Raw genomic sequence first — 23,801 nt, 5'->3', positions numbered from 1 at the left:
CTACACATGTCAAGTTAAAATTTACACAGGATCGATGATTAAAATGATATAATATTAAGTGGAATATTGCTTGAATTGCTGAAAATAGCATTTTTAATATGTTTCTAAAATGTTTCGAAAATGTTTTTAAAAATTTATTTTGCTTTACTTTTCTCTCTGTATGGTATTTACTTTTTAAAAAAGATACGCTATAATAAAACAACAAAAGCCATAGAAAAATTATCTATTAATATTTTAAAGGAAGAGGAGAAAGAGATGAGTACAATACATCGCCGGAGAGCTATAATGGATATATTGACAAACCATCAGGATGTGTCTATAGCAGAATTGATGGAAGAATTCTCTGTATCTTCAGTAACAATAAGAAAAGACTTAGCCGCTCTTGAAAAAAAAGGGCTTCTCACTCGTTCGCGCGGTGGGGCGCACCTGGAAAATCCTTCTCATGTATTGCCTTTTGCGTATAGGAATGAGATGCATTCGAAGGAAAAGCTTGCTATTGCAAAAGCTGCCTTAGAGCTAATTGAAGATGGAGATTCCATCATTTTTGATTCAGGAACAACCATCATGGCTATTGCAAAACAATTATCGGGTTTCTCCAATCTTACAGTTATAACTAATTCAGTCCCTATTGCCTCGATGTTATCCACTAACAATAACATAAGTACTTCTTTGGTAGGGGGAATTTTACTTAGTGATCATATGTGTCTTGTAGGGCCCGATGCCGAGATATATCTGGAGAATATTGAAGCGAAGAAGTTGTTTTTAGGTTGCAGTGGTACGAGAAATTCCATAGGAATTACGACATCTTCACCATTTGAGGCTAATATTAAGCGGCAAATGATTAAATGCGCAAAAAAGGTGATAGCTGTTATGGATTCAACTAAGTTTGAAACTACAAGTGTACATTTGGTGGCCAAATTCGAGCAGCTTGACTGTATAATTACCGATGGAAGAATGAGAAATAGAGAGATTATGAAAACGCTTGAAAGCTTTAATATTGATACTATTTACGCAGATTGACAAAGTATTTGTAAGCTTTAAAAGATTATGGCGGATGGAGACATTGTTTCCATCTTTTTTTATGCAAATTATAGTTTGATTTAACACGAAATAAATAGATAGTATATAAAGTTGTTTCTTTAGACTTTCCAAATGTTCAGTTTATATTACAAATTTTATAGAAAATATGTAATATAGTTTCGAAAATATTCTTGACAACTTTCGAATATGATGATATTTTATAATTATCATATAAAAAAACGATGTTTTTAAAAAGTTATGAAACACAAATAAAACATTTGTGTTTTATTTTAAAACTCAGCTATGTTTTTAATACTAATATTCAATTCAATTTCTAGGAGGATAATATCATGTGGCAGTTTTCCAATATGATCTTAAAGCTTCCTTATACTAATTCTGAGCTTAGATGTATAGATGTTATTCCTATTCTTACTAAAGGTCCAAACTAAGTGTCATTGAAATGAGTTTATGGAGAAGAAAGAGATTTAGATATTTTAAAATTTACAAGAAATGGAAGGGAAAATAATGCCGATTGTACCCTTAAGTCTTTTAATGGAAGATGCAGATCGAAGAAGCTATGCTGTTCCCGCCTTTAATATTGATAATTTGGAAATGGCAAAAGCGATTTTCTTAGCGGCAGAAGAAGAAAAAGCCCCATTCATCGTAGCGGTGGGTCAAGGTGCTATTGCTGAAAGCGGTATTGATGTTCTTGCTGGCATAGTACATACTCTTGCGGAAAAAACAAGCATTCCGGTGGCTTTACATCTTGACCATAGTCGAAGCTTTCCACAAATTGTGCAATGTTTAAAAGCTGGATTTTCTTCTGTTATGTTTGATGGATCACATTTTGAACTTGTACAAAATATTGCAATTACCAAAAATGTTGTAGAAGCTGCATATGCTGTGGGAGCATCAGTAGAGGCGGAACTTGGGAAGATTTCGGGAACCGAAGATGATTTGACGGTTGAAGAAGCGTCTTCCAATTTAGTTGATAGTAATGATGTAATCAGTCTTACATCTGCAGTAAAATTTGACGCTTTAGCAGTTGCTATAGGTAATGCGCATGGTATGTATAAGGGAGAGCCGAAGCTGGATTTCGAACTCTTAAAAAAAGTAAATGAAATCACAGGTATACCGTTAGTACTTCATGGGGGATCCGGAATTCCGGATGAAATGATAAGAAAGGCAATATCTTTAGGTATTTGTAAAATAAATGTTGCCACCGAACTGAGGATCTCTTTCATACAGGGAATTTCAGAAAAATGTGAAGAAGGATGTATGGATATATATAAGGTATTAAACTATGGAATTGATAAAGTGAAACAAACTGCCAAAGAAAAAATCAGACTTTTCGGAACTTCGGGAAAAGCGCGATAAATTGTGACTCGAATGATATCAATATACCCATCTAAGATTGTGCAGTATTTCTATTCAGTAATATTATCTGATTATGAAAAAGACCGATTGTCTAATAAGTGGCGTCAAACGTTATTTTTTATAAATAGTAATGCCACTTATTAGACTTGCTTATCAATATTGTGTTGAGCTTTGCTTGGTACTATTAGCATAGTTTCCGCTACTCATTAAATCTTGAGGTGTTAGTATGAAACGGACAAAAATATTTACTATTTTATTACTTATTGTAGTCATTGTATCTCTAATACTAACCATTGCTATTAAATTTAACAATCCATTTTTTAAAAATGAAGCGCCATATGAACTCCTTGAATCGTTTCAATATCATTTCATTGCAATACTCCCAACTAAAAATTCTTTTAATGATGATTTGCTTAAAGTAGGTTTGAATAAAGCAAGTACGGAATATAATTCGTTCACCGAGGTTTATGAAGTAGAAACCGGGCAAGAGCAGATTGAATTAATGGAAATTGCTATTCGAGCAAAAGTCGATGGAATTATTGTTTATCCTATCCAAAGTAAGAACATAGACAAATATATTGAACTTATCAATGTTGCTGCCGAGAAAAAAATACCCGTAATTACAGTAGGGTATGATATACCGCAGAGCAGACGTTTTAGTTATATTGGATCTACCGAAGTTTCCGCAAAAACAATCGCTTATGAACTTCTGAACATCACTAAGGCTAAGGGGAAGGTAGCGATCATTATTACTGAAGATGATTTTGAATATAATGTAATGACCATAAACGCAATAGAAGAGATTCTTAATAGTTATGGTGATCTAAGCCTTTCTGTTAATAAAATAGATAGGAATTTTTATACCGGACAAACTCAAGTAAAAATGATATTAGATGATAGTCCTGACTTGGTATTAAATTTAAGTCCCGATTCAGTTTATCAGGTTATTAAAACGGTTGAGGAATCTCGTAAGGATATACCTATTTTTGTATATTCAGATTCCTATGATGTATTTAATCTGGTTGCTAATAAAAAAATAAACGGATTATTTTTAAATAAAGGTGAATATATCGGATATCTTACAATTAAGTATCTACGCAGTAAGATACAAGAGAAATGGGTTCCTGAAAGATTGGATCCCGGACTAATTTTAATTAATAGTAAAAATATTAAAAACTATATTAATGATGAGGAATTTGCTAAATGAACAATGAATATTCATACATTCTTTTTATGGGGCTAAATCTTATCTATGATTATGTATTATTAAATGATCAAGAAAAGGCTTTAACTTGTATAGAAAAAATGTTATTTATACAACGATATGTTTCGGCTGGCCAAGATAAGCCGGTATCATTTAACAGCGAGATCCGCTGTATTGTTTATATTTTGGACCTATTTAAGCTTCGTTATGAAACTGCGTTTAAATATTTCATAGATGAGGATGAATGTATCAATGATATATTTATCAAAAAAAATTCAATATTACGACTGGTGGCACAAGTATTGCATTGCAATTTTTCAAGCTGTTTAGACACACCGGAGATTGCTTTATTTATAAAATTTAGTATGATAGATCATAGGATGAAGCTTAATATATGTGCAAATGCGACTACGCTATTAGATGAATGCATAGATGTAAAATAATTTTAAGACTAGAAGGAGTTAGTTTATTTGAAAATCTTCAGAAGATTATTCTCAAATTCATCTATTCATAAGAAATTGATCTTCTTTATATTAATCATTATTATCGAAACGGCTTCTGTTTGTTTAACAACAGTATTTTTGTCTAAAATAATCGTCAAAGATTATGATAATATTTTAAAAGAGATAACTATTTTAAATGGAATCAAGAAAAAAATAAGTGATGTAAAGTACCTTGCTGAAGATTATTATATGCTGGAAAATTATTCTTCAAAAGACCTGCTGATACAGCTAACTGATGAAATCAATACAGATTTGAAAATTTTGCCTAGATACATATATTCTGATAAAGGTAAAATACTGTACACCAACGTAGATAAAATTTCTAAAGGTTATTTTAAAAGCCTGGATATACTGATAAACTCCATGAACAGCAGTGTGAAATCGGACATGTATACTGAGGTGCTTAATGTAAATAACTATTTGGATAGAATGGTGAACTTATTGATAGATTATGAACTTGAATCTCATAGTCAGGTATATGAAATAGTACACAATCTCAATAATAATTTGATTAATATCATGATTGTCCTATTATTTATGATCTTTATTATTAATATTTATTACGCTTTCTCTTTTTCAAAAGATTTATACCAGCCTATTTCAAAGCTGGTTAATAGTGCAAAAGAATTATCCCAAGGAAATTTCTCCAGTCCCGATATAGAGGTTGCTCGTAATGATGAAATTGGTTACTTAATTGCTATATTCAATAAAATGAAAAATGATATTTTTGAATATATAAAGACTTCGGAAGATAGAGCGCGTATTGAAGCACTTTTAAAAGATGCTGAGCTGCGTGCGCTGCAATCCCAAGTTAATCCGCATTTTTTGTTTAATGCTTTGAGTATGGTCATAGAATCAGCGCTGCTTGAACAAGCAGATGAGACATTGGGTATAGTGGAGGAAATCTCTTATATCCTTCGGTATAGCTTAACCAGTTTCAAAAAAAAGGTATTTATTAACAATGAGATTGAAATGATGAAGAATTATATTTCTTTGCAGCATAAACGCTATGGTGACCGAATCAGAATTGATGTGATAATAGAAAATGATCTGCCCAATATTGAAGTGCCCAGTATGATTTTTCAGCCCATTATTGAAAATGCGGTCATACACGGTCTGGAAAGCAAACTTGAAGGAGGCAATATTAATGTTTATTTATGCAATATGGGAAATTATATTCTTTGCCGGGTGAACGATAATGGTGTAGGTATCAGTCATGAAAGATTAATAGAAGTGTTCTCAGATGACAATATCAGTCATGTGGGACATACCACTGGGATTGGGATAAACAATGTAAAAAGCCGTCTTGAAAATTTTTATAGAGCTGCAATGGAATCACAAAAAATAGACTTATTAACAATAAGCTCTGAAGTTGGAGTGGGAACTAGCGTTAAAATTCTATTACCAATCATTTATCCGTGGGGTGAAAGTAATGTATAAATTATTAATTGCTGATGATGAAATGAGAGAAAGAAATATCATAAAAGTCTTATTAGACAGGTACTGTAATGAGAGTTTCCAAATATATGAAGCTGCAAATGGCAATGATGCCGTAAAATTATTCAATGAAGTCCAGCCTGACCTTGTATTTATGGATATTAAAATGCCGGGACTAAATGGAATGGAAGCCATCAATAGTATAAGAACGCTGAATAAATGCGTATATATCATCATATTAACAGCCTATGATTATTTCGAATATGCAAAAGAAGCTATTAAATCAGGGGTCAATGATTATCTGCTAAAACCATTAACCAGAGATAAAATGAAAACAGCTCTTGAAGCTTTTTTTAGTGAACACTCAAGAAAAATAAAACCTATAGATATTCAAGACCACGAGAATATACATCATTATAAAAGTATTATTTCTAAGACGCTTGCTTCTGATTTAGCGTATTCTTTGTTTAATCAGACAAAGATTATCAAATATCTTAAATTATTGGATATTGATTTTCTGTTCGGTTTTTGTGTCATATTAAAAATAGATATTCCCACTTCAAGCAGAAATATTAGAACAGACTTTATTGAAAATTATTTGGAAAAGCTAAGTACTTATGTACATACACGAATGACAGAGTATAATATCGGATATGTCCGAACAGCAATGAGTAATAAACTGGTATTATTCATTTTAGCAGATAAACACAAGAATATGTGTAAAATTAGACTACAGAATAACTTAGCGATGGCACTTGATAATATAGAAACCAGATTTAATTTTTTTGCAGTAAATAGGGCGATAGGTGCTTGCTATACTGAAATCAGTAATATTCATAAATCCTTTGAACAGGCGATGCACCAATTAAATAATGCAGGTCATGTAGAGATGCCAATGGATATTGAGCAGTATAAAAAGATGATTACCAAGCTGGTAAGGGAGTCAAATATTCTCCACATTGAAGAAATTATTTCTGAATTGATTTCAAAGATTAATGTATTTCAATTAGAAATTGCGGTACAAAAAACTCTGTATGTGGAGCTCTTTACATATGTAACAAGAGAAACTATTAGCAAGAGTATGCAGAGAGAATATATCGACAAGCTAAGTAATATTATCAATCTATCCACTGTTGATGAGATTCGAAATTTCTGCATTGGATTCTCAGGTCAGCTTATTGTTGATGTTGAGAAACAATCTAAAGAGAGGACAAACTATATTATCGAGAAAGCAAAAGAATTTTTATATGAGAATTATAATAAGGAAATCACTGTTCAAGACTTAGCTGAAAAATATTCTTTGAATCCACATTATTTCAGTAAGCTATTCAAAATTTATGAGAGTACCGCTTTTAGTGATTTTCTGACAGATATCCGGATTAAAAAGGCCATCAATATGATGAGAGAAACAACGAAGAGTTTGAAAGAAATCTCTAATGAAGTTGGATATCAAGATCCGAATTATTTTAGCCGGGTGTTTAAAAAAACAGTTGGTATCAGTCCTAAAAAATATAAAAATAATTTTCTGAAATAGAGTCGGGAGTATAGTTTATTTGTTGAAACTATTAAAAAAAAGGAGTATAATAAAACTGTACTATTTAAGTTTAAAAGTACAATTTTATTATACTTTTTTTATGAGGATGAAGATAAACGTGAACCAAAGTCAGAAAAAGCTTCAGAGATTAATGAACAAAGCGGAGGAATTGTTTTGGACATACGGCTACAAAGCAGTATCCATGGACCAGATTGCCAAGGAAGCCGGAATCAGCAAAATGACAATGTACAAGCACTTTCCTTCTAAAGATGACCTGTTTATACAAGCTTTGAAGAATAACACCATATATCATATTGATAAAATCATGGATATCATCGGGCAGAAGGAACATACCCTGGAAAAAATAGAGTGCTTGTACCAGTATATGTCGGAAGTATCCAAGCAACTGCCGCCCACACTTACCAAGGATGTGATGGAGCGAGCGTATGTGATGGAAGCATTAGTACCTTTTAAGCGGGAAAAGGTACTGGCGATTTGGCGGCATATTTTGGAGCATGGGATACAAAAAGGGGAAATTCGGATGTTGGATGTTGAGTTCGCAGCCAACATTTTACTGGATTTGCCTATTCTCTTTATGAAACCGGAATATATAAGCGACGAAAAAGCACGAGAAGAGCTATACAAAAACTTTTTTGATTTTATAAAATACGGTTTGTTAGGCGGGATACAAAGTCCTGAATATTCCTCGGAGATGGAGTGTGCTCAAGATGCAGAAAAATGTTCTAATGAAAGTAGAAAAGATAAGTAAAAACTATCAAATGGGTGAAGTAATGGTGAGAGCTCTTGAAAACGCAAGTTTTGAGCTGTATGAAGGAGAGTTTGTCGTTATTCTGGGTCCCAGCGGTTCCGGGAAAAGTACTTTGCTTAATATTCTGGGAGGCATGGATTTACCGTCGGAAGGCCGGGTTTCGGTACAAGGAGAAGAAATAACAAACTATAATGACCGTAAGCTAACCGCTTACAGGCGGGATCAGGTAGGGTTTGTTTTTCAGTTTTATAACCTGATGGCGAATCTGACGGCGCGGGAGAATGTGGAGCTGGCTACGGAAATGTGCAAAAATGCTTTGAAAGTTGATGAAATCATGAAAGAAGTAGGATTAGGTGAGAGAATGAACCATTTTCCTTCTCAGATGAGCGGAGGAGAGCAGCAGCGTGTAGCCATCGCCAGAGCGGTTGCAAAAAATCCTCTGATGCTGCTCTGTGATGAACCAACCGGTGCACTGGATTTTAAAACGGGTGTAATGATTTTAGATTTACTTAAAAAAATTAATAGAGATTTTCATAAGACCGTGGTAATTATCACCCATAATATGGCCATCGGAGAGATGGCGGACCGGGTTATTAAGATGAGAAGCGGCAAGATCATAGAAATGAAAGAGAATGATCATCCGATTCCTCCGGAAAGGATCGAGTGGTAATGAAAAAATTAGATGTTCGTCTGCTGCGAATGATCAAGAACTCTAAAGGGCAATTCCTATCGGTTACCGTCATCATAGCGGTTGCATTATGCATCTATGTATTATTCAACATGACTACCCTCAATATAAAAAGTGCGGTAGATACTTATTATGATGTTACAAATATCAACGACATCCATGTGCAGCTATTAAAAATTCCAAAAGGTGCTATAAACGAATTGAAAACAATTGAAGAAGTAAAGGAGGTTCAAGGACGAATCAGCTTTGATGTACCGCTGAGGGTAGACAACAAGGATGAAAAGGTTACCATCCGATTGATATCCATTCCTGAGAAAGATGAGAAGATTAATAAATTGTACCTTTTAGATGGGCAGCGTATCAAGATAGGCAACGATCATGCGATGTTGCTGGAGCAATTTGCAAAGGCTAGAAATATAAAAGCCGGTGATGAAATATCCCCATATATCAATGGTAGAGCCTATAAATTGGAGGTGGCGGGTATTGCAGCCAGTTCGGAATTCGTTTATCTCATGGAGAACGATCAAGCGCTTTTGCCGGCGGCTGAAAAATTCGGAGTGGCCTATGTAAGTGAGGCCTTTGCACAGTCTGTTTACGGGTATAGAGATAGTTATAATGAACTGCTCATCACGGTGGAAGATGAAGCGAGAATAGATGATGTGCTTGATCAAGTTGAAAAGAAACTTGACAAATACGGTGTTAAAAGGATTACAAAACTGGAAGATCAATTGAGTAATAAGATGTTAACAGAAAAAGTAAAAGGCATTGACAAAATGGCATCAACGGTTCCGGTTCTATTCCTGATGGTTGCGGCGGTTATCATATCCATCATGCTTTCAAGGATTGTAAACAATGACAGGGTAGCGATTGGTGTGTTAAAGGCATTAGGTTATGGGAATTTAAACATTCTGTCCCATTATACGAAATACGCTTTGGCAATAGGACTGATGGGTTCTATGATTGGCATTACAGCGGGGACATTTTTAGCCGGACCTATGATTAAGGTATTTGTCGCCTATTTTAATATTCCTTTAGTCAGTATAGAAGTATACTATGACTTTATGATCAAAGCTATTATACTAACCGGTGTTTTCTGTATTGCATCGGGATTATTCGGTGCGAGAAACGTACTCCGGATTATGCCTGCCGACTCTATGAGACCCGAAGCACCCAAATCAGGAAAACGGATATTGCTGGAGAGAATCGGGTTTTTCTGGAATAGCATTGGTTTTAGTTGGAAAATGGTGATTAGGAATATCATGAGAAACAAACGACGGTTTATATTTCTGGTATTAGGTCTGGCGTTAACCTACGGTATTAATACCATTCCTCTTTACCAGGGGCATGCGATGACCGCTATGTTCGAACTGCAATACGGCGAATATCAAAAAATGGATTATACGGTGGAATTCACCCGTCCTATGAGCAAACGTGTAATGAATGATTTAATACACCTGATTGACGTGGATAAAATGGAACCAAAATTGGAATACCCCTTCGAATTCAGCAATGGCTGGCGCAAAAAAAACGTGAATATTATAGGCATACCCTGGGATACCTCCTTTTATGAATTCAGGGATAGTGATCAGAGGGAAGTAAAATTGCAAAAAACGGGAATAACCATCACTCAAGCATTGGCAAAAGCACTGCATGTAAAAGAAGGCGATGACGTTACCATTAAAAACTTCCTGCCCGGTAAGGAGGATGCTGTTGTGGAAGTAAGCAATGTGGTTGAGCAGTATTTGGGGATGAATGCTTATATGGATATTGATGTGATGGAAAGATTATTGATGGAAAAAGGAATGATTACCGGTGTAGTCATTGATAGCGATGATCAAGTAAAAGAGAAATTGGAAGATGTTAAAAATATTTCTTCGGTTCGCTCTGTTTCAGATATCAAGAACTCATTTATGGAGTATCTGGATACCATTGCAGTAGCCATAAACTTCTATATGTTATTCGGCGGCATTTTAGGATTTGCTATTATCTATAATTCAACCATTATCAGCATATCCGAGCGGAGCATGGAATTTGCCTCACTGCGGGTGATGGGATTTGATAAAAAAGATATTTACCGGATGATTAGTAAAGAGAATACATTGATGACAATCATAGCAATGCTTATAGGTGTTCCGATGAGTATAGCAATGATCCGTGGGGTTGCACAGTCTTTCAGCTCGGAAGTGATTACCTTCCCTGTTCTATTAACACCAAGGATTTTTATTACAGCAGCGGTTGCCACTGTGGTTTTTGTTGCCGGTGCGCAATTGGCAACGTTAAAGAAAATATATAACCTGAATTTCATTGATGCATTAAAAAGTCGGATTTCTTAGGAGGATGAACGATGAAAAAAATGATTTGGATAGCTATCATCATTGTTGTATTGATTGCCGCGGCCGGTGTATTCATTAGGATATCCGGCAGCCAGGCAGTTGAAGTGGATATGGACACGGTGGAAAAAGGAGATATCTATAAGTATGTAGAGGAAACCGCTGTAGTGCAGCTTGAAAATGAGGTTTCGGTCTATGCTAGGGAGAGTGGCAGCATTGTAGAGATATATGCCGATATAGGAGGTGCTGTGAAGGCAGGAGACCTTCTGGTGAAAATGGATGACACAGAGGTGGTGCTGCAAAAGAAGGCTTTGGAAGCACAGAAGCAATCCATAGCGGCACAATATGAAGAAATGAAAAGACCTGTAGACCAGGAAGAAATCCGAAAACTGGAAGCGCAGATGCGGTCTGCCCAATCTTCTTATGAAGAAGCAAACAGAGAGGTCAGCAATCATCGAACATTATATGAAGAAGGTGCTATTAGTTTTGATGTTTATCAAAAGAGTCTCGCCAAGCTAACTGAAGCAGAAGCCAACATAGAAGTGGCAAAGAGTAATATAGCATTAGCTAAAAAAGGGATATCGGGTTATGTGAAAAAGCAGTACGAAGCACAGATTGCCGAGGTACAAGCACGGATAGACCTGTTGACCAAGAAACAAAATGATATGGTAGTAAAAGCCCCTGTTGATGGAATAGTAATGGACAAAGAAACGGAAATAGGAAGTACGGTACAGCCGGGTACGCTGCTTATGGAGCTTGGTAGTGAAAAAGGTGTTTTTTTAGAAAGTGATATTCTGGTGGACGAAATAAGTGACGTGAAACAAGGTGCCGCTGTTTTAATCGAAAATGAAGATTTAGGTATAAAAAACATGAAAGGTACGGTTAGAAAGATCTATCCTAAAGCCTTCAGTAAAATGTCTGAACTTGGCATTGAACAAAAAAGAGTAAAATTGGAAATTGACTTTGACAATGATATTCGGGAATTAAAATCAGGATATGATGTGAATGTAAAAATTATTACTGATTATAAAGAGAATACAATCGTTATTGATGAAAAAGCGATTTTTGATTACCAAGGTCAAGATCATGTTTTTGTAAATGAGAATGGTACGGCAAAGCTTAGAGCGATAAAAAAAGGAATAGAAGGTGATGAAAAAGCAGAAGTGCTGGAAGGATTAAAGGAAGGTGAAAAAATCATTTTATCGCCTGATGAAAAATTAGCAGAAGGAGTCAAGATTAAATAATATTACCTAATAAAAATCGAATATTTCCTAATAATATGAATAGGACAAATGATGTTCAATTCAAAAAAATTAGGAGGGATTTTTACGAAAAGAAGACTCTATATTTTAACGCTAATCGTACTATTGCTTTTTACAGTATCATGTGCACAAAAAGCTGTAAAGGGTGTAGAATCTTCAGTCGCTAAAGAAGGAGACATTAAAAGAGTAAAAGTGACGGCCGAGAGAGCAGAGGTAAGAACAGGCTGTTCAAACGATACGCCTGTGATTCAGACTTCCGATAAGAATAGCACTTTAGATGTAGTAAACAAAGTTGAAGATTGGTATGCGGTAAAGCTTCCCAATAAGCAAATTGGATTTATTCCTCAGAACCAGTGCACACCGGTAGTAGTGGAAGATAATAAAACAGGTGCAACGCCCGCCACGCCTGGAACCACACCGGGAACGACGGTAGGAACTACCCCAGGAAGAACAAACGGAACAACACCGGGAACAACACCAGGGACAACTGGGACAACACCTAAAACAACACCTAAAACAACACCGGGAACAACCACGGGGACAACTCCAGGAACAACGCAAGGTACTACGCCGCAAATACCGGATAATACAAAAAATAATTCAACAACGCTTACCAGTCAAGAACAGGAAATGTTAAGATTAGTAAATGAGGCACGGTCTCAAAACGGTGTGGCGCCTTTGACAATAGATATGGAGCTAACCAATGTGGCAAGGATCAAGTCGCAGGACATGATAGACAATAACTACTTTAGCCATAATTCTCCGACATATGGCAGTCCTTTCGATATGATGAAGGATTTTGGAATAGAATATGTTCGCGCAGGAGAGAACATTGCGGGAAACCAGACGGTTCAAAAAGCACACGAAGCATTGATGAATTCTCCCGGGCATAGAAAGAACATACTAAGTCCTGACTTTACGCATATAGGATTGGGAATAAAAAGCGGCGGTTCTTATGGAAATATGTTTACACAGATGTTTATTAGCAAACCAAAATGATTATTCAAATATTGGCGGCAAGGGAGAATCTCGCTTGCCGCAATGCTTGTTTGCGTCTATTACTATACAGCCTATGTAAGTGAATAATTCAAGCTTCTTCTCTAAATTTCCCTAATTTTTTATTATATATGTTCACACACCGGTATAAAAATTCCTTGGTTTTTTCAAAATTCTATCATAGGTACATCTTGTTTTAAAGTTATAGTGAACTCAAATTTTCTTTAGTGAGCTTAACAGGCTCGAAATAGCTTTGATTTACCTTTTCTAATACTAGCTTATATATCTCTTCTTTTCCTTGATTGGTTACTTGCAACAAAACTCTTATTGAGTCGGCACTTTCTATATTAGGTGCTAGGTGGGGCTTACCACTTCGCCAGAATTGAATCTGTCCGATGTTGATTTCCTTGCTTTCAAGCTTCCCGGAAAAGAGCTTACCCAGTTGAATATTATCCACAGTTTCCTGAATTATTTCCTCTATTTCTTTCCGTAGTGTTGAGTAAGGAAAAGTACTGAAGCCTATAACATACCAATTACCTTCACTTTTGATTAATTCTAAAGCATAATCCATGGTATTGCTTCCGCCGTAGTAGTTTTTTGTGTCCACTCCAATGGTGATAGATGCACCATCACTCATAGAGTTGATGTCATAGCTTTTCATTTCAATCTTAATCATGTATGTCGAAAAAGCTTCTGCTAATGACCTGTTGGCTTTTTCTTTAAACATTATTTCCATATCCAGATAGGCCCACTGTTCAGGTAATTGAGTATTTTTAAAATACTTTTTTAAACTATTCCAGTTTTGTTCTCCTTTCAGCTCGAAATCATAAAGTGTAGTCATCGCTCCTCTAATTGTTGCGTATATCTTATGCAGATCGTCTGCTTCATAATCTTTTGTTTGAGTATTTTGTTGAACCAACTTATTTTGAACAAAGTCAACCTGCTGCCATTCTGGGCCGCTAATGTAGCCAGAGTTTCCATCAGGTAAAACAGCAACGCTGCCTCCATAGACTTTAAACTTTTTTAAGTAATCTCCGCTATTATCCACTATATGTAAATAGAACAGATTAGTATCTATATCATCGGCCTTTGTAGTATAGGCAATTTCCCCATTGGTAACAAATTTAACATCATAGACATACTCTTCTGTTAAAGCTATCATTTCGTCTAAGCTATTAATATCTCTGATGTAGTATAAGCCAAAGCCCGTTTCTCCAACGACTAACAGAGATTTTTGATATGCGTCTCTAAACCTTCCCTGGGTTAAGACTTTAATTATTTTTCCCTGTTTATCCAGAATAACCGTATTAATATCACCACCGGTTAAGTCCCACTTTGTTCCATAGTAATAGTTGCTGTCCAATTTTCCCTTGTAGTAGGTTTCTTCTCTAGTCTCATAAGCTTCTACCTTTTTTTGAGAAGCCAGATAGTAGATGCTGCCATTAGCTAAATTTGGCTGCTCTGAGTAGAGCTTATCTTCATTGACTGGTGACCAAAAAAAATTAGTAATAGTATCTTGTGCTAGTTTCTCATTCATAAGAACATTGTTATTTTCCACATCGTAAACTGTCAATTTTCCTCCCCCGCCAAAGGCCACCATATTTCCCTCTGTATTCCAAAGTACCTTAGAGACAAATGGAATGTTTTCTATAACAATCTTCTGATCTTTAGTAGCTATATCTTCCTTGATAATTCTAACCTTTTCATCTGGATCTCCCATAATCACATGTGAAAGGCTGCTTGCTTCAAATTTCTCCATTATATACATTTCGTTTCCATCTGGAGAAATAGTCAATAAGATACGATTTGAATTATATTGATCTACAAGGCTTTGGTTAACATACTTTTGAAAAGGGATTCTTCCCTCAATATTTAACATATCTCCTGCCTGTTCTTCATGGGAATTATCATCCTTTACCACATAAACTTGACCTTCCTTTATTTCTTGTTGAGTACAACCTGCCAGGACCAATATAAAGAAAAGAAAAAAAACTATTCTATTCATTCTACCATTCCTTTCACTCGCCTTTTTTTAATTATACATTTTTTAAGATATAAATAAAAGAGACCTCTATTAAGGAGGTCTCTAAGGTGTTTAATATGTTAATTTGCTACTATTCTTTATCTTGCTCTTGAATTTCGTTTTGCTCTTGAGCTTTGTCTTGTTCTGCATTTTGAGCTTTGTCTTGTTCTGCATTTTGAGCTTTGTCTTGTTCTGCATTTTGAGCTTTGTCTTGTTCTGCATTTTGAGCTTTGTCTTGTTCTGCATTTTGAGCTTTGTCTTGTTCTGCATCTTGAGCTTTGTTTTGTTCTGCATCTTGTACTTCTTTATCTAAGTTCTCTTCTTGCTGCTCTGCTGCTGGATTATCTCCTGGCTTTTTTTCATCAGTACAGCCAACCAACATAGTTAGTCCTAGCATAGCAACTAATAAAAGTGCAAGTACTTTTTTCATTTTTAAATTCACCCTTCCTATATTTTTTCCTTACAGATGTTATTATAGCAGGGGATTTTATCCAAATTACTTCTAACTTGTAACATTTTTGTAAACTTTATTTTTATTTTTGTACCTATACCAATCTTACTTTCTATTTCAAGTTCGGCACCATGCTCGTCTGCAATTTGATAACAAATAGCCAATCCTAAACCAATGCCTCCTTCTTTTCTAGAGCGAGATTTATCGATACGGTAAAAGGGCTCTGTTATCTTCTTTGTTTCACACTCTTCCATGCCCTTTCCTTCATCTGCTACAAAAATGCATACCTTTTCTTGGATTTTTTCGACTCCGATAGTAATCTTTTGCCCTGCATTGCTTGCGTTTATGGCATTATCCACTAGATTGGTAATGGCAACCTTTAATAAGTCTCTATCCAGTAGAATCCGAGTATCTTCTCCTACTACTTCCAAGACTATGCCTGCCTTCTCTCCCTTTACTTCCATAATATTTCTAACCTCTATTAACAAAGGCATAACCTGTACTTCTTTAAGCTGTAATGGTTTTTCTCGTACCAAAATCATATTCATCAGTGTTTTAGCAACCTTCAACATACGATTTCCCTCAGAGTAAATATAATTTAGGCTTTTTTGAAATATTTCCGGATTATATTTTGCCTTTAACAGGTATTCTGCATAACCTATAATTGATGTGAGAGGAGTGCGAAGCTCATGAGTCAGATTGTCAATAAACCGCTGCTGACGTTGACCTTCTTCCTCCAGTTGATTTATTTTTTGCTCAATCTTGTCAGCCATGGTGTTAAATTGCTCGGCTAATAGACCTACTTCATCCTTTCTATTCACTTTGGCTCTGACGTGATAGTTCCCTGATGCAATGTTTTGAGTTGTTAAACTTAGTTCTCTAAAGGGCTTTAGGAGAAATGTACTCAACCCCCATGTGATTATAGCCACAAAAGCCAGCCCTATTAGTCCAGTCCTTATAAAAAGTAAGTACTGTTCTTTTCGGTGGTTATTCACATGGGTGATGTCCTTAATAAGAGATAGGACAATTTTCTCCTCATTAATTTCTAAGACATTTGTGACAAATAAATAAAGTTGATCTTTATCTCGTTTTAGCACAAAGTTTTTTTGCCCCTTCAAGGCTACATCCAGCTCATCACGGGAGAAAAACCAGGCACGTGGAGCATTTGTGGCTAAAAGATTAAGCTTTTCATCAAATATCTCCAGGTAGTTTCTATCTGTCTTGACCATGTCAACCATACTTTTACTGTAATTTTTTAGTTCAATCTTTTCTTGAGCAATACGCTGATTGTTTAGTAAATACAAAGCTAAAGTAGAGTGAAGATTACTCTCTTCTTCTAAGCTTCGCTCTATGTCCTTTTTTAATAAACTCTTATATGTATTTTCAGTAACTACCATCCCCGTTATAGTCAGAGAAATCACATAAATTCCCATGCAAAGAAAAAAAATTTTCCAACCGAACTTCATTTTCTTAATCCTCCATTCGGTAACCAACCTTATATATAGTCTTAATCTTATCTATTTCCAGCTTATTTCTCAGCCGCTGGACATGTATGTCAACAGTTCTGGTGTTTCCTTCAAATTCATAGCCCCATACCAGCTCTAACAATTTATCACGAGACATGGCATTACCCTTGTTTTCCGCCAACAAACGCAATAAACCAAACTCCTTATAAGTCAGGTCTACTTCCTTGCCATTTTTCAAAACCTTCCGTTGGTCTAAGCAAATTTCAATATCGTCAACTACAATTCTTGTTTTTTCTTTTCCTGTTCTCCTTAAAACAGATTTGATTCGAACTAGAAGCTCCACAGCTTCAAAAGGTTTCGTCACGTAGTCATCTGCACCCATGTCTAAACCTCTAACCTTGTCCTTCAATCTATCTTTAGCTGTTAGCATGATTGTGGGAATATTCTTCTTTAGAAGTATAGGTAATAATTCATAGCCATCCAGCTTTGGAAGCATTATATCTAAAAGTACCAGATCTATTTTTTCGTTGTTTATATAATGGAGTCCCTCCTCCCCGTCACAGGCTTCTAATATTTCATAGCCTGCCATATCCAAATTTAACTTTATTAGCTCTCGAATAGGCTCTTCATCTTCTATAATTAAAATTACACTCACAAACTTCACCTCATTTTAACACTTTTTATACTACACCTAGAATTCTATTTTATTCGAGCAGGTTTTGCAATGAAAATTTTTCTGTGACATGGGGACCACTTTATTATTTAAAAGAGATTGAGGGATTTTTTATTTTATTTTGCTGCAAAAGTCAGGATACTACACCAAGGGGGCATATTTTTTATATGGAAGAAGATCAAGGCTTTTAAATGATAGTCTACTTACAGTCGATTGACAAAATTTTGGCTTATTTATATAGTGTAGCTATACTACTTTATGGGAGAAAAGGGGTAATAGATTGGATAATGAAAAATTCGGTAAATTTGTATGTGAGATTAGAAAGGAAAAACAGCTTACACAAAAACAACTTGCAGATCAGTTGCACTTAACAAATAAAGCAGTTTCTAAATGGGAACGAGGATTGAGCTTTCCGGATATTTCAGTCTTAGAAAAACTGTCACAAGTATTGGATGTGAGCATATTGGAACTTTTATGTGGTGAAAAAAAAGAAGAAAAAAGTGTTGAAAAGAAAGAAGTAGAAGAATTACTTGCAGATACAATGAAGGATTCTTTTAAGAAAGAAAAAGCTACTAGACAAAAATACTTTATTATTCAATTAACAGTTATCGTAGTCTTTTTATTTTTATTAGTTTTCCAGAAAAATATATTCAATTTTTGTATTGGTGCATTAACAGATAGGTTTGAAACAATTTATCATACTTGTAACTTTAACGTAAATAAAAGTCAAAATACAGATGTGATCGGATGCTATGTGTATGAAGAAATCCTGAAAGAGGAAGAAGGAAGATACAACTATCACGTTATGGGGATTGATAGTAATAAAACGGTATCCCAGTTGTTCGTTTTAGAAGAGACTGGAATGAAATTGGACCGTTCTCCGAAAATGATTTATGAGGAGGACTGTTTATATGTTTTATTTGAGGGATTAGATAATGAAGATTCAGTGGAACGAATATATGACGGCAAAATAGGAGCTGATCCACAGGCCTTTGTACCTTATCTTTATAAATATACTTTTTCTACAGAAGATGTTGAAAAAATAGACATTAAGAATAGCAAATATTCGCTGCTATTAGATGCTTTTTCTTATGACAATAAAGCGATCTATCTATCTCAACAATTCAAAGGAATTGTTGGGGGACTTGATTTGGGATTGTATAAAGGGGAAAAATCCTATAGTAATCTTGGTCAGGGGACTAAGTTAGTCAATTTAATTGGAGATGGTGGAATGAAAACAAATGGTTGTTTGAGTAACAATGTTTATTATATAGAGGGTTTATCTGGTATTTATCGATTAGATTTATTGAGTGGAAAAATAAGTTTGATTAAAGAAACTGATTTATCCTTATGTTATCGAAGCGAAATACGATGTATGATGTTGAAAAATGGGCAAAAGGGATATGCTACAGTTAATGGATTTGTGGATGAAGTAGGTCGGTTTAATGAACCTAAGACACTTAAAACAGTCGTTACTTTGTACGATGAAGGATTTCATGAAATAAACAAAACAGAACTAGATATGGGTGCATCTTCAATTGAATGGGGTAATGAAAGTGCTATTGTTTCGGAAGTGGAAGAAGATTGTTATAAGAGTATTTTTATTGATTTTAACACAATGAAAACAAAAGAGCTAATTAGTGCTTCATATGATGAGATTGCGAATGAATTAAAAGGTGTTAGATGGCAGGAAAAAGATCAATATCATTTAGATTTCTTAGATCGATGTACGAGCCAGTGGGTCTATTTACATGGACATAAAAAATATGTTTTCACAGGAGGAGATAAATTAGAAATAGAAGAGTAATTGAAAAGATTTATTACTTCATAATCAATTATTAATAGAATTGAATATTATGGGAAACTTATTTACAAATTATGTACAAGTCATTTGTACGAAATTTAGGTAACCAAGTATATATACAAGGAAGATGAGCAATCATCTTCCTTGTATATATGGAATCTACCCTTATAAATTATTAAACTTATTAGTCTTTGGAAATTTGATTATAGTATATTTCTAACTTCAGATTTGGTTATCTATAAGAGATCAATTTTATATTTATAGACATAAAGCCAAGTATCTTACTTTGATTTTCTTGCAATACTTGAGATAGCTTTCACAACTTCAGTAATAATTTTTATGTAAATAGTAACATCCTGGGCGCTTTCTCGAAAAACAGACACGGTTTCAGTAATACCTTCGCTGATGGCGGTGGCGGAAGAGTCAACTTTTTCTAAAGTATCTTTTACCGAGCCGGTGATATGACTTGTATTGGATGTTATGGAAGCTACATTTTTTGTTACTTCCGGCATGGGTTTGAGCATTTTGGTTATAGATTCTTCATTGGTTTCAACAATTTTTCTAACACGTTTTAATACCTCTGACAAATGGATCAATACTAGAATCAAATATACACTGAATATTACGGCGAGGATGAAAAGAAGAAAAAGTCCTAGGTCTGCCAATGTAATTGTCATCTGGAGCACATCATCACCCCTTTATTTATAAGTTAGTTTTCTTTTGTACATGAAATGCAGGCATACATACTTAGGATTGTTCGGATTGAATTGTATCTTCTTCCGGATTCAGTTCTTCCGACGTTTCATTTAACGCTTTCTTTTTCTCTTTCAATTCCATAAAAGATTCCTTTAACGTAGAGATGGCCTCTACAATATTTTTTTCAGCACTTTCAAGCCTATTTTTCAATTCTCCGGCAGAATCTTTTAATCCTTCTTTCACAGAATCAGTGGTTTCACCGATTTTGTCGGAAATATCTTTTCTTGTTTCTTTGCCTGATTTGGGAGCGAACAAAACCCCTATGGCAGATCCGACAATCGTTCCTATAGTAACCCCGGTTGCGATATTTTTAGCTGCTTCTCTTTTGCGTTCACGCTCTTTTTCTTTTTGGATATGTTCCATCCAATCTTTAATAAACACTCTGTCTACCTCCCTTAAATGATTTTATTATATTGTAGTAAATTTCACCATATATATACCACATTTGGCAGAAATTAAACGATTTAATGAAATTATAGGTAGAAATCGATTATTTTTATATTTTTAATACAAGATGTTTGCTTTTACGTTGAATGTTGGTTAGAATAACTATGATAGAAAAAATTGCCTATGGTAGGAGGAAGTAATATGTGGTTTCATCATAAGTTTTTTAAGTATGCAACAGGTATATTATTAACCTTATTAATTATCTATGTGTTTGGAAGAATAGATTTCTTTTTGCAGCCTTTTAAGGAAGTTTTTTATACGATTTCCATACCCATATTTATTGCCGGACTCCTTTACTATATACTTCGTCCTTTAGTCCGATTATTACAGAAATATCGTGCTCCTAAAACGGCTTCCATTATCATTTCCTGCATTGTGATTATACTGTTTTTTGCGTTGATGGCAAGCTATTCAGGCTCTATATTTGCAAAGCAGTTTGAACAGTTTAAGAATGATTTTCCGAGAATCTATCAAGCAGCGCAGGAAAGAATTACATATTTTATAAGTGATGAGCGGTTTGGCTTTATTTCCACTCTGAATTTGGAGCAAAAAATAATCGGTGCTTTTGAAAAAGTAACTCAAAGCTTGGGTACTATCATTTTCGGAGTGTTATCTACCCTTACAAATATAGGAACGGCACTCCTGATAGCGCCTTTTATCTTATTTTATCTTCTTAAAGATGATCATCATTTTATTGAAAATGTGATCAAGATCGTTCCGAAGAGGCATAAAGATAATAGCGTAATCATCATAAAAGGAATCGACACAGCGCTTTCTTCGTATATTTTAGGTCAGATGATTGTTGCTTTGGCCATTGGTATATTAATGTTGATCGGTTATCTTATGATAGGACTGAAATATTCTTTCCTGTTTGCTTTGTTTGCAATGATCACCGCCATTATTCCATTTTTCGGCCCATGGATAGGAATTCTACCGGCGCTGCTTATAGGGATTACCGACAGCCCGTTTATGATGGTTAAGATATTAGCGGTAATGATCATTGTACAGCAAATCGATGCCAGTTTGATTTCTCCGCAAATTATGGGCAAGAGTCTGCACATTCATCCGGTAACCATTATTCTTTTATTACTGGCAGGTGCCTCGCTATTTGGATTTATCGGATTACTGATAGCACTGCCGGTTTATGCAGCGTTAAAGACTACCATTAAAAACATCTATGAGATGTACTTTGTGGATAATATGAGATAAAGCGCTGAAATATAGCTGTTATAATGAAAAAGCTTTCTTGACTTCATTATTTAATAGCTATATAATAAGCGGTATAATACTTAAGTGACTTAATGATTAAGGGGGTAAAATATCGTGGGTAGAAAGAATTGGTTTGAAGATTTCGGAAAATTGTCTTTTGCAATTCATAAGAATATGAGGATATACCTGACAGAAGGTATTAATCCTGCTATTAGTATACCGCATATCTATTTGCTTGGATTCATCAAGGTGTATGGGCCGAGTATTGTAACAGATATCTCCAACTTTCTGGGTATTACATTAAGCGGCGTAACCAGCCTTGTAAATAAGCTGGTTAATTTGAAACTGGTAAACAGAGAACGAAGCGAAGAGGACAGGCGGATTGTAAAAATTTCTCTAACGGAAGAAGGAGAGCGAATCCTGGATATCGTACAGGGAAATAGAATGAAGTTGTTTGAAAAGTGCTTTTATAATATCACCGATGAAGAGATGAGTTTTTTCTTTAATGTTCAAAAAAAAGTTGCTGATAATTTGCTGGCGTTAAATCATCACGTTTAAGCAAGGATATTTTAAGTAAAAATTACGGGGGTTCATATGATTAATAAGAGTAAAATAAGTATTTTATGTTTAACTGCATTATTGATAGTTTCCATATTTTCAGGATGTGGCGCGAAGAAAGCGGCAGTGGATTCGGAAATCGATGTCCAATCTGACATTACCGTTGAAGCTGTGGCTGTCGGCAAAACAGACATTCATTCACGCATTACATTCAATGGAAAGATTAAACCGACACAAGAAGTAAGCATTAGTCCGAAGTCAGCGGGAAAAGTCAGCACCATCCATTTCGATGTAGGACAGCAAGTGAAAGCAGGAGATATACTCTTTACGCTGGAAGATACCGATGCAAGACTGCAAATGGCTCAAGCACAAGCCTCTTTGGCCAGCGCGCAGGCAACACTTCAGAAGACAAAGGGCGGATCTGCGGAACAGCAGATCTCACAATTACAAACTGCCCTTGCAAATGCGGAAATACAATATAACGATGCAAAGGAGAACTATGACCGGATGAAAGCGCTTTTGGAAAGCGGCGGTGTATCCCGGCAAACTTTCGAACAGGCGCAGACATCCTATAGGGTTGCGGAGCAGCAATATAATGCGGCAAAAACATCTCTGGATTTGACCGTTCATAAAATCAACCCTGAAAATGTGATGGCGGCGGAAGCGGGGGTCAAGCAGGCTCAGGTTGCATATGAGATGGCAAAGGTGCAGGTTGATAATACGATTGTCAGATCTCCCATTGCAGGTGTTGTCTCTTCAAGGAATATCGAAGTCGGAGAATTTGCGAGTTCAGCGGCAGCATCAATGACGGTAATGGACCTTAGCACAGTATCTGTTGATATTAATGTTCCGGAGAATGTTATTAATAAAATCAAGCTGGAGGATAAAGTTCAAATAAGAGTGGATGGTGCGGGTATGAATACGGTAGATGGTACGGTATCCAGTATCAGTCCGGCCGCTGATGTTAAGACACAGAGCTATCCGGTTAAAATAGCGTTGGAAAATAAGGATCAGTTACTTAAAAGCGGCATGTTTGCTGAGGTTGATTTTGTTGTAGAAAGAATAGAAAATACCGTTGCGGCACCTTTAACTGCGCTGATCGATGAGCAGGGAATCAAATATATTTATGTTGCTGAAGGGGATACGGCTAAAAAACGCCAAATAAAGACTGGTGCATCTGATGGCAAATTTATTCAAATTATCGATGGAGTAAAAGAAAATGAACTGGTGATTGTGAAAGGCCAAAACCTATTACAAGATGGATCAAAGATTACAATAGTAAAGTAGCAGAAAC

At 35.4% G+C, this 23,801-nt stretch carries 21 protein-coding genes; 15 read left to right on the top strand and 6 right to left on the bottom strand.

Features of this window, described 5'->3' with window-relative positions; genetic code table 11:
* Nucleotides 1-120 precede the first annotated feature (120 nt).
* From QKW49_RS09400 to QKW49_RS09350, 11 genes are all read left to right on the top strand, one after another.
* Nucleotides 121-1,020: a DeoR/GlpR family DNA-binding transcription regulator gene (locus QKW49_RS09400; protein ID WP_349239099.1), complete on the top strand. Its 900-nt coding sequence runs from the start codon at nt 121-123 to the stop codon at nt 1,018-1,020.
* A gap of 525 nt (nt 1,021-1,545) precedes the next feature.
* Nucleotides 1,546-2,397 carry a ketose-bisphosphate aldolase gene (locus QKW49_RS09395; protein ID WP_282867290.1) on the top strand — a complete coding sequence of 284 codons (852 nt, stop codon included), beginning with the start codon at nt 1,546-1,548 and terminating at the stop codon, nt 2,395-2,397.
* Between the two features lie 226 nt (nt 2,398-2,623).
* Nucleotides 2,624-3,604 carry a substrate-binding domain-containing protein gene (locus tag QKW49_RS09390; RefSeq protein WP_282867289.1) on the top strand — a complete coding sequence of 327 codons (981 nt, stop codon included), beginning with the start codon at nt 2,624-2,626 and terminating at the stop codon, nt 3,602-3,604.
* Nucleotides 3,601-4,044, top strand: a complete 444-nt coding sequence (locus tag QKW49_RS09385; RefSeq protein WP_282867288.1) for a hypothetical protein — start codon at nt 3,601-3,603, stop codon at nt 4,042-4,044. Before QKW49_RS09390 ends, QKW49_RS09385 begins: the two co-directional genes overlap by 4 nt.
* Before the next feature lie 27 nt (nt 4,045-4,071).
* Nucleotides 4,072-5,544, top strand: a complete 1,473-nt coding sequence (locus QKW49_RS09380) for a histidine kinase (RefSeq protein WP_282867287.1) — start codon at nt 4,072-4,074, stop codon at nt 5,542-5,544.
* On the top strand, nt 5,537-7,075 hold the full coding sequence (locus tag QKW49_RS09375) for a response regulator (RefSeq protein WP_282867286.1): 1,539 nt from the start codon (nt 5,537-5,539) through the stop codon (nt 7,073-7,075). The genes QKW49_RS09380 and QKW49_RS09375 overlap by 8 nt, the downstream gene beginning before the upstream one ends.
* A 118-nt stretch (nt 7,076-7,193) precedes the next feature.
* Nucleotides 7,194-7,844 carry a TetR/AcrR family transcriptional regulator gene (locus QKW49_RS09370; RefSeq protein WP_282867285.1) on the top strand — a complete coding sequence of 217 codons (651 nt, stop codon included), beginning with the start codon at nt 7,194-7,196 and terminating at the stop codon, nt 7,842-7,844.
* Entirely contained in the window at nt 7,804-8,514 is a 711-nt protein-coding gene (locus QKW49_RS09365; RefSeq protein WP_282867284.1) for an ABC transporter ATP-binding protein, read from the top strand. The genes QKW49_RS09370 and QKW49_RS09365 overlap by 41 nt, the downstream gene beginning before the upstream one ends.
* Nucleotides 8,514-10,865: an ABC transporter permease gene (locus QKW49_RS09360; protein WP_282867283.1), complete on the top strand. Its 2,352-nt coding sequence runs from the start codon at nt 8,514-8,516 to the stop codon at nt 10,863-10,865. Before QKW49_RS09365 ends, QKW49_RS09360 begins: the two co-directional genes overlap by 1 nt.
* 11 nt (nt 10,866-10,876) lie before the next feature.
* A complete protein-coding gene (locus QKW49_RS09355) occupies nt 10,877-12,106 on the top strand; it encodes an efflux RND transporter periplasmic adaptor subunit (RefSeq protein ID WP_282867282.1) in 1,230 nt (409 codons plus the stop codon).
* A gap of 48 nt (nt 12,107-12,154) precedes the next feature.
* Complete coding sequence (locus tag QKW49_RS09350; RefSeq protein WP_282867281.1) at nt 12,155-13,123, top strand: CAP domain-containing protein; 969 nt, start codon at nt 12,155-12,157, stop codon at nt 13,121-13,123.
* 199 nt (nt 13,124-13,322) lie between these two features.
* On the opposite strand, the gene QKW49_RS09345 is transcribed toward QKW49_RS09350, so the two are convergent.
* From QKW49_RS09345 to QKW49_RS09330, 4 genes are all read right to left on the bottom strand, one after another.
* Nucleotides 13,323-15,125, bottom strand: coding sequence for a lipoprotein (locus QKW49_RS09345; RefSeq protein WP_282867280.1), 1,803 nt, complete (start codon nt 15,123-15,125; stop codon nt 13,323-13,325).
* A 109-nt stretch (nt 15,126-15,234) separates the two neighbouring features.
* Nucleotides 15,235-15,573, bottom strand: a complete 339-nt coding sequence (locus tag QKW49_RS09340) for a hypothetical protein (protein WP_282867279.1) — start codon at nt 15,571-15,573, stop codon at nt 15,235-15,237.
* 17 nt (nt 15,574-15,590) lie between these two features.
* Nucleotides 15,591-17,060 carry a HAMP domain-containing sensor histidine kinase gene (locus tag QKW49_RS09335; protein WP_282867278.1) on the bottom strand — a complete coding sequence of 490 codons (1,470 nt, stop codon included), beginning with the start codon at nt 17,058-17,060 and terminating at the stop codon, nt 15,591-15,593.
* A 4-nt stretch (nt 17,061-17,064) separates the two neighbouring features.
* On the bottom strand, nt 17,065-17,715 hold the full coding sequence (locus tag QKW49_RS09330) for a response regulator transcription factor (RefSeq protein ID WP_282867277.1): 651 nt from the start codon (nt 17,713-17,715) through the stop codon (nt 17,065-17,067).
* Between the two features lie 298 nt (nt 17,716-18,013).
* Between QKW49_RS09330 and QKW49_RS09325 the strand changes: the two genes are divergently transcribed.
* The gene (locus QKW49_RS09325; RefSeq protein WP_282867276.1) at nt 18,014-19,540 is read left to right on the top strand and encodes a helix-turn-helix transcriptional regulator; all 1,527 of its coding nucleotides are present in this window, start codon (nt 18,014-18,016) and stop codon (nt 19,538-19,540) included.
* 278 nt (nt 19,541-19,818) lie between these two features.
* Here the strand turns inward: QKW49_RS09325 and QKW49_RS09320 are convergent, their stop codons facing one another.
* Together QKW49_RS09320 and QKW49_RS09315 are read right to left on the bottom strand one after the other, a co-directional pair.
* Complete coding sequence (locus QKW49_RS09320; RefSeq protein WP_282867275.1) at nt 19,819-20,223, bottom strand: hypothetical protein; 405 nt, start codon at nt 20,221-20,223, stop codon at nt 19,819-19,821.
* A 61-nt stretch (nt 20,224-20,284) separates the two neighbouring features.
* Nucleotides 20,285-20,674 carry a YtxH domain-containing protein gene (locus tag QKW49_RS09315; protein WP_282867274.1) on the bottom strand — a complete coding sequence of 130 codons (390 nt, stop codon included), beginning with the start codon at nt 20,672-20,674 and terminating at the stop codon, nt 20,285-20,287.
* Nucleotides 20,675-20,881: 207 nt separating this feature from the next.
* On the opposite strand from QKW49_RS09315, the gene QKW49_RS09310 reads away from it, so the two are divergent.
* The 3 genes from QKW49_RS09310 (at nt 20,882) to QKW49_RS09300 (ending at nt 23,794) form a co-directional block, all read left to right on the top strand.
* The gene (locus tag QKW49_RS09310) at nt 20,882-21,949 is read left to right on the top strand and encodes an AI-2E family transporter (RefSeq protein ID WP_282867273.1); all 1,068 of its coding nucleotides are present in this window, start codon (nt 20,882-20,884) and stop codon (nt 21,947-21,949) included.
* A 114-nt stretch (nt 21,950-22,063) separates the two neighbouring features.
* A complete protein-coding gene (locus QKW49_RS09305; protein WP_282867272.1) occupies nt 22,064-22,507 on the top strand; it encodes a MarR family transcriptional regulator in 444 nt (147 codons plus the stop codon).
* 36 nt (nt 22,508-22,543) lie between these two features.
* Nucleotides 22,544-23,794, top strand: coding sequence for an efflux RND transporter periplasmic adaptor subunit (locus tag QKW49_RS09300; protein WP_282867271.1), 1,251 nt, complete (start codon nt 22,544-22,546; stop codon nt 23,792-23,794).
* Nucleotides 23,795-23,801 lie beyond the last annotated feature (7 nt).

This window comes from Petroclostridium sp. X23 (assembly GCF_030013905.1).
In the GTDB taxonomy this organism is placed as follows: domain Bacteria; phylum Bacillota; class Clostridia; order SK-Y3; family SK-Y3; genus X23.
Note: the sequence above shows the minus strand (reverse complement) of the source record. Positions and strands in the feature narration are given on the sequence as shown.

Coding starts and splice junctions, on each gene's coding strand:
- QKW49_RS09390 (WP_282867289.1), top strand. CDS start 2,624: ATGAAACGGACAAAAATATTTACTATTTTATTACTTATTGTAGTCATT.
- QKW49_RS09345 (WP_282867280.1), bottom strand. CDS start 15,125: ATGAATAGAATAGTTTTTTTTCTTTTCTTTATATTGGTCCTGGCAGGT.
- QKW49_RS09300 (WP_282867271.1), top strand. CDS start 22,544: ATGATTAATAAGAGTAAAATAAGTATTTTATGTTTAACTGCATTATTG.
- QKW49_RS09310 (WP_282867273.1), top strand. CDS start 20,882: ATGTGGTTTCATCATAAGTTTTTTAAGTATGCAACAGGTATATTATTA.
- QKW49_RS09355 (WP_282867282.1), top strand. CDS start 10,877: ATGAAAAAAATGATTTGGATAGCTATCATCATTGTTGTATTGATTGCC.
- QKW49_RS09400 (WP_349239099.1), top strand. CDS start 121: ATGTTTTTAAAAATTTATTTTGCTTTACTTTTCTCTCTGTATGGTATT.
- QKW49_RS09375 (WP_282867286.1), top strand. CDS start 5,537: ATGTATAAATTATTAATTGCTGATGATGAAATGAGAGAAAGAAATATC.
- QKW49_RS09360 (WP_282867283.1), top strand. CDS start 8,514: ATGAAAAAATTAGATGTTCGTCTGCTGCGAATGATCAAGAACTCTAAA.
- QKW49_RS09365 (WP_282867284.1), top strand. CDS start 7,804: ATGCAGAAAAATGTTCTAATGAAAGTAGAAAAGATAAGTAAAAACTAT.
- QKW49_RS09335 (WP_282867278.1), bottom strand. CDS start 17,060: ATGAAGTTCGGTTGGAAAATTTTTTTTCTTTGCATGGGAATTTATGTG.
- QKW49_RS09385 (WP_282867288.1), top strand. CDS start 3,601: ATGAACAATGAATATTCATACATTCTTTTTATGGGGCTAAATCTTATC.
- QKW49_RS09350 (WP_282867281.1), top strand. CDS start 12,155: ATGATGTTCAATTCAAAAAAATTAGGAGGGATTTTTACGAAAAGAAGA.
- QKW49_RS09340 (WP_282867279.1), bottom strand. CDS start 15,573: ATGAAAAAAGTACTTGCACTTTTATTAGTTGCTATGCTAGGACTAACT.
- QKW49_RS09395 (WP_282867290.1), top strand. CDS start 1,546: ATGCCGATTGTACCCTTAAGTCTTTTAATGGAAGATGCAGATCGAAGA.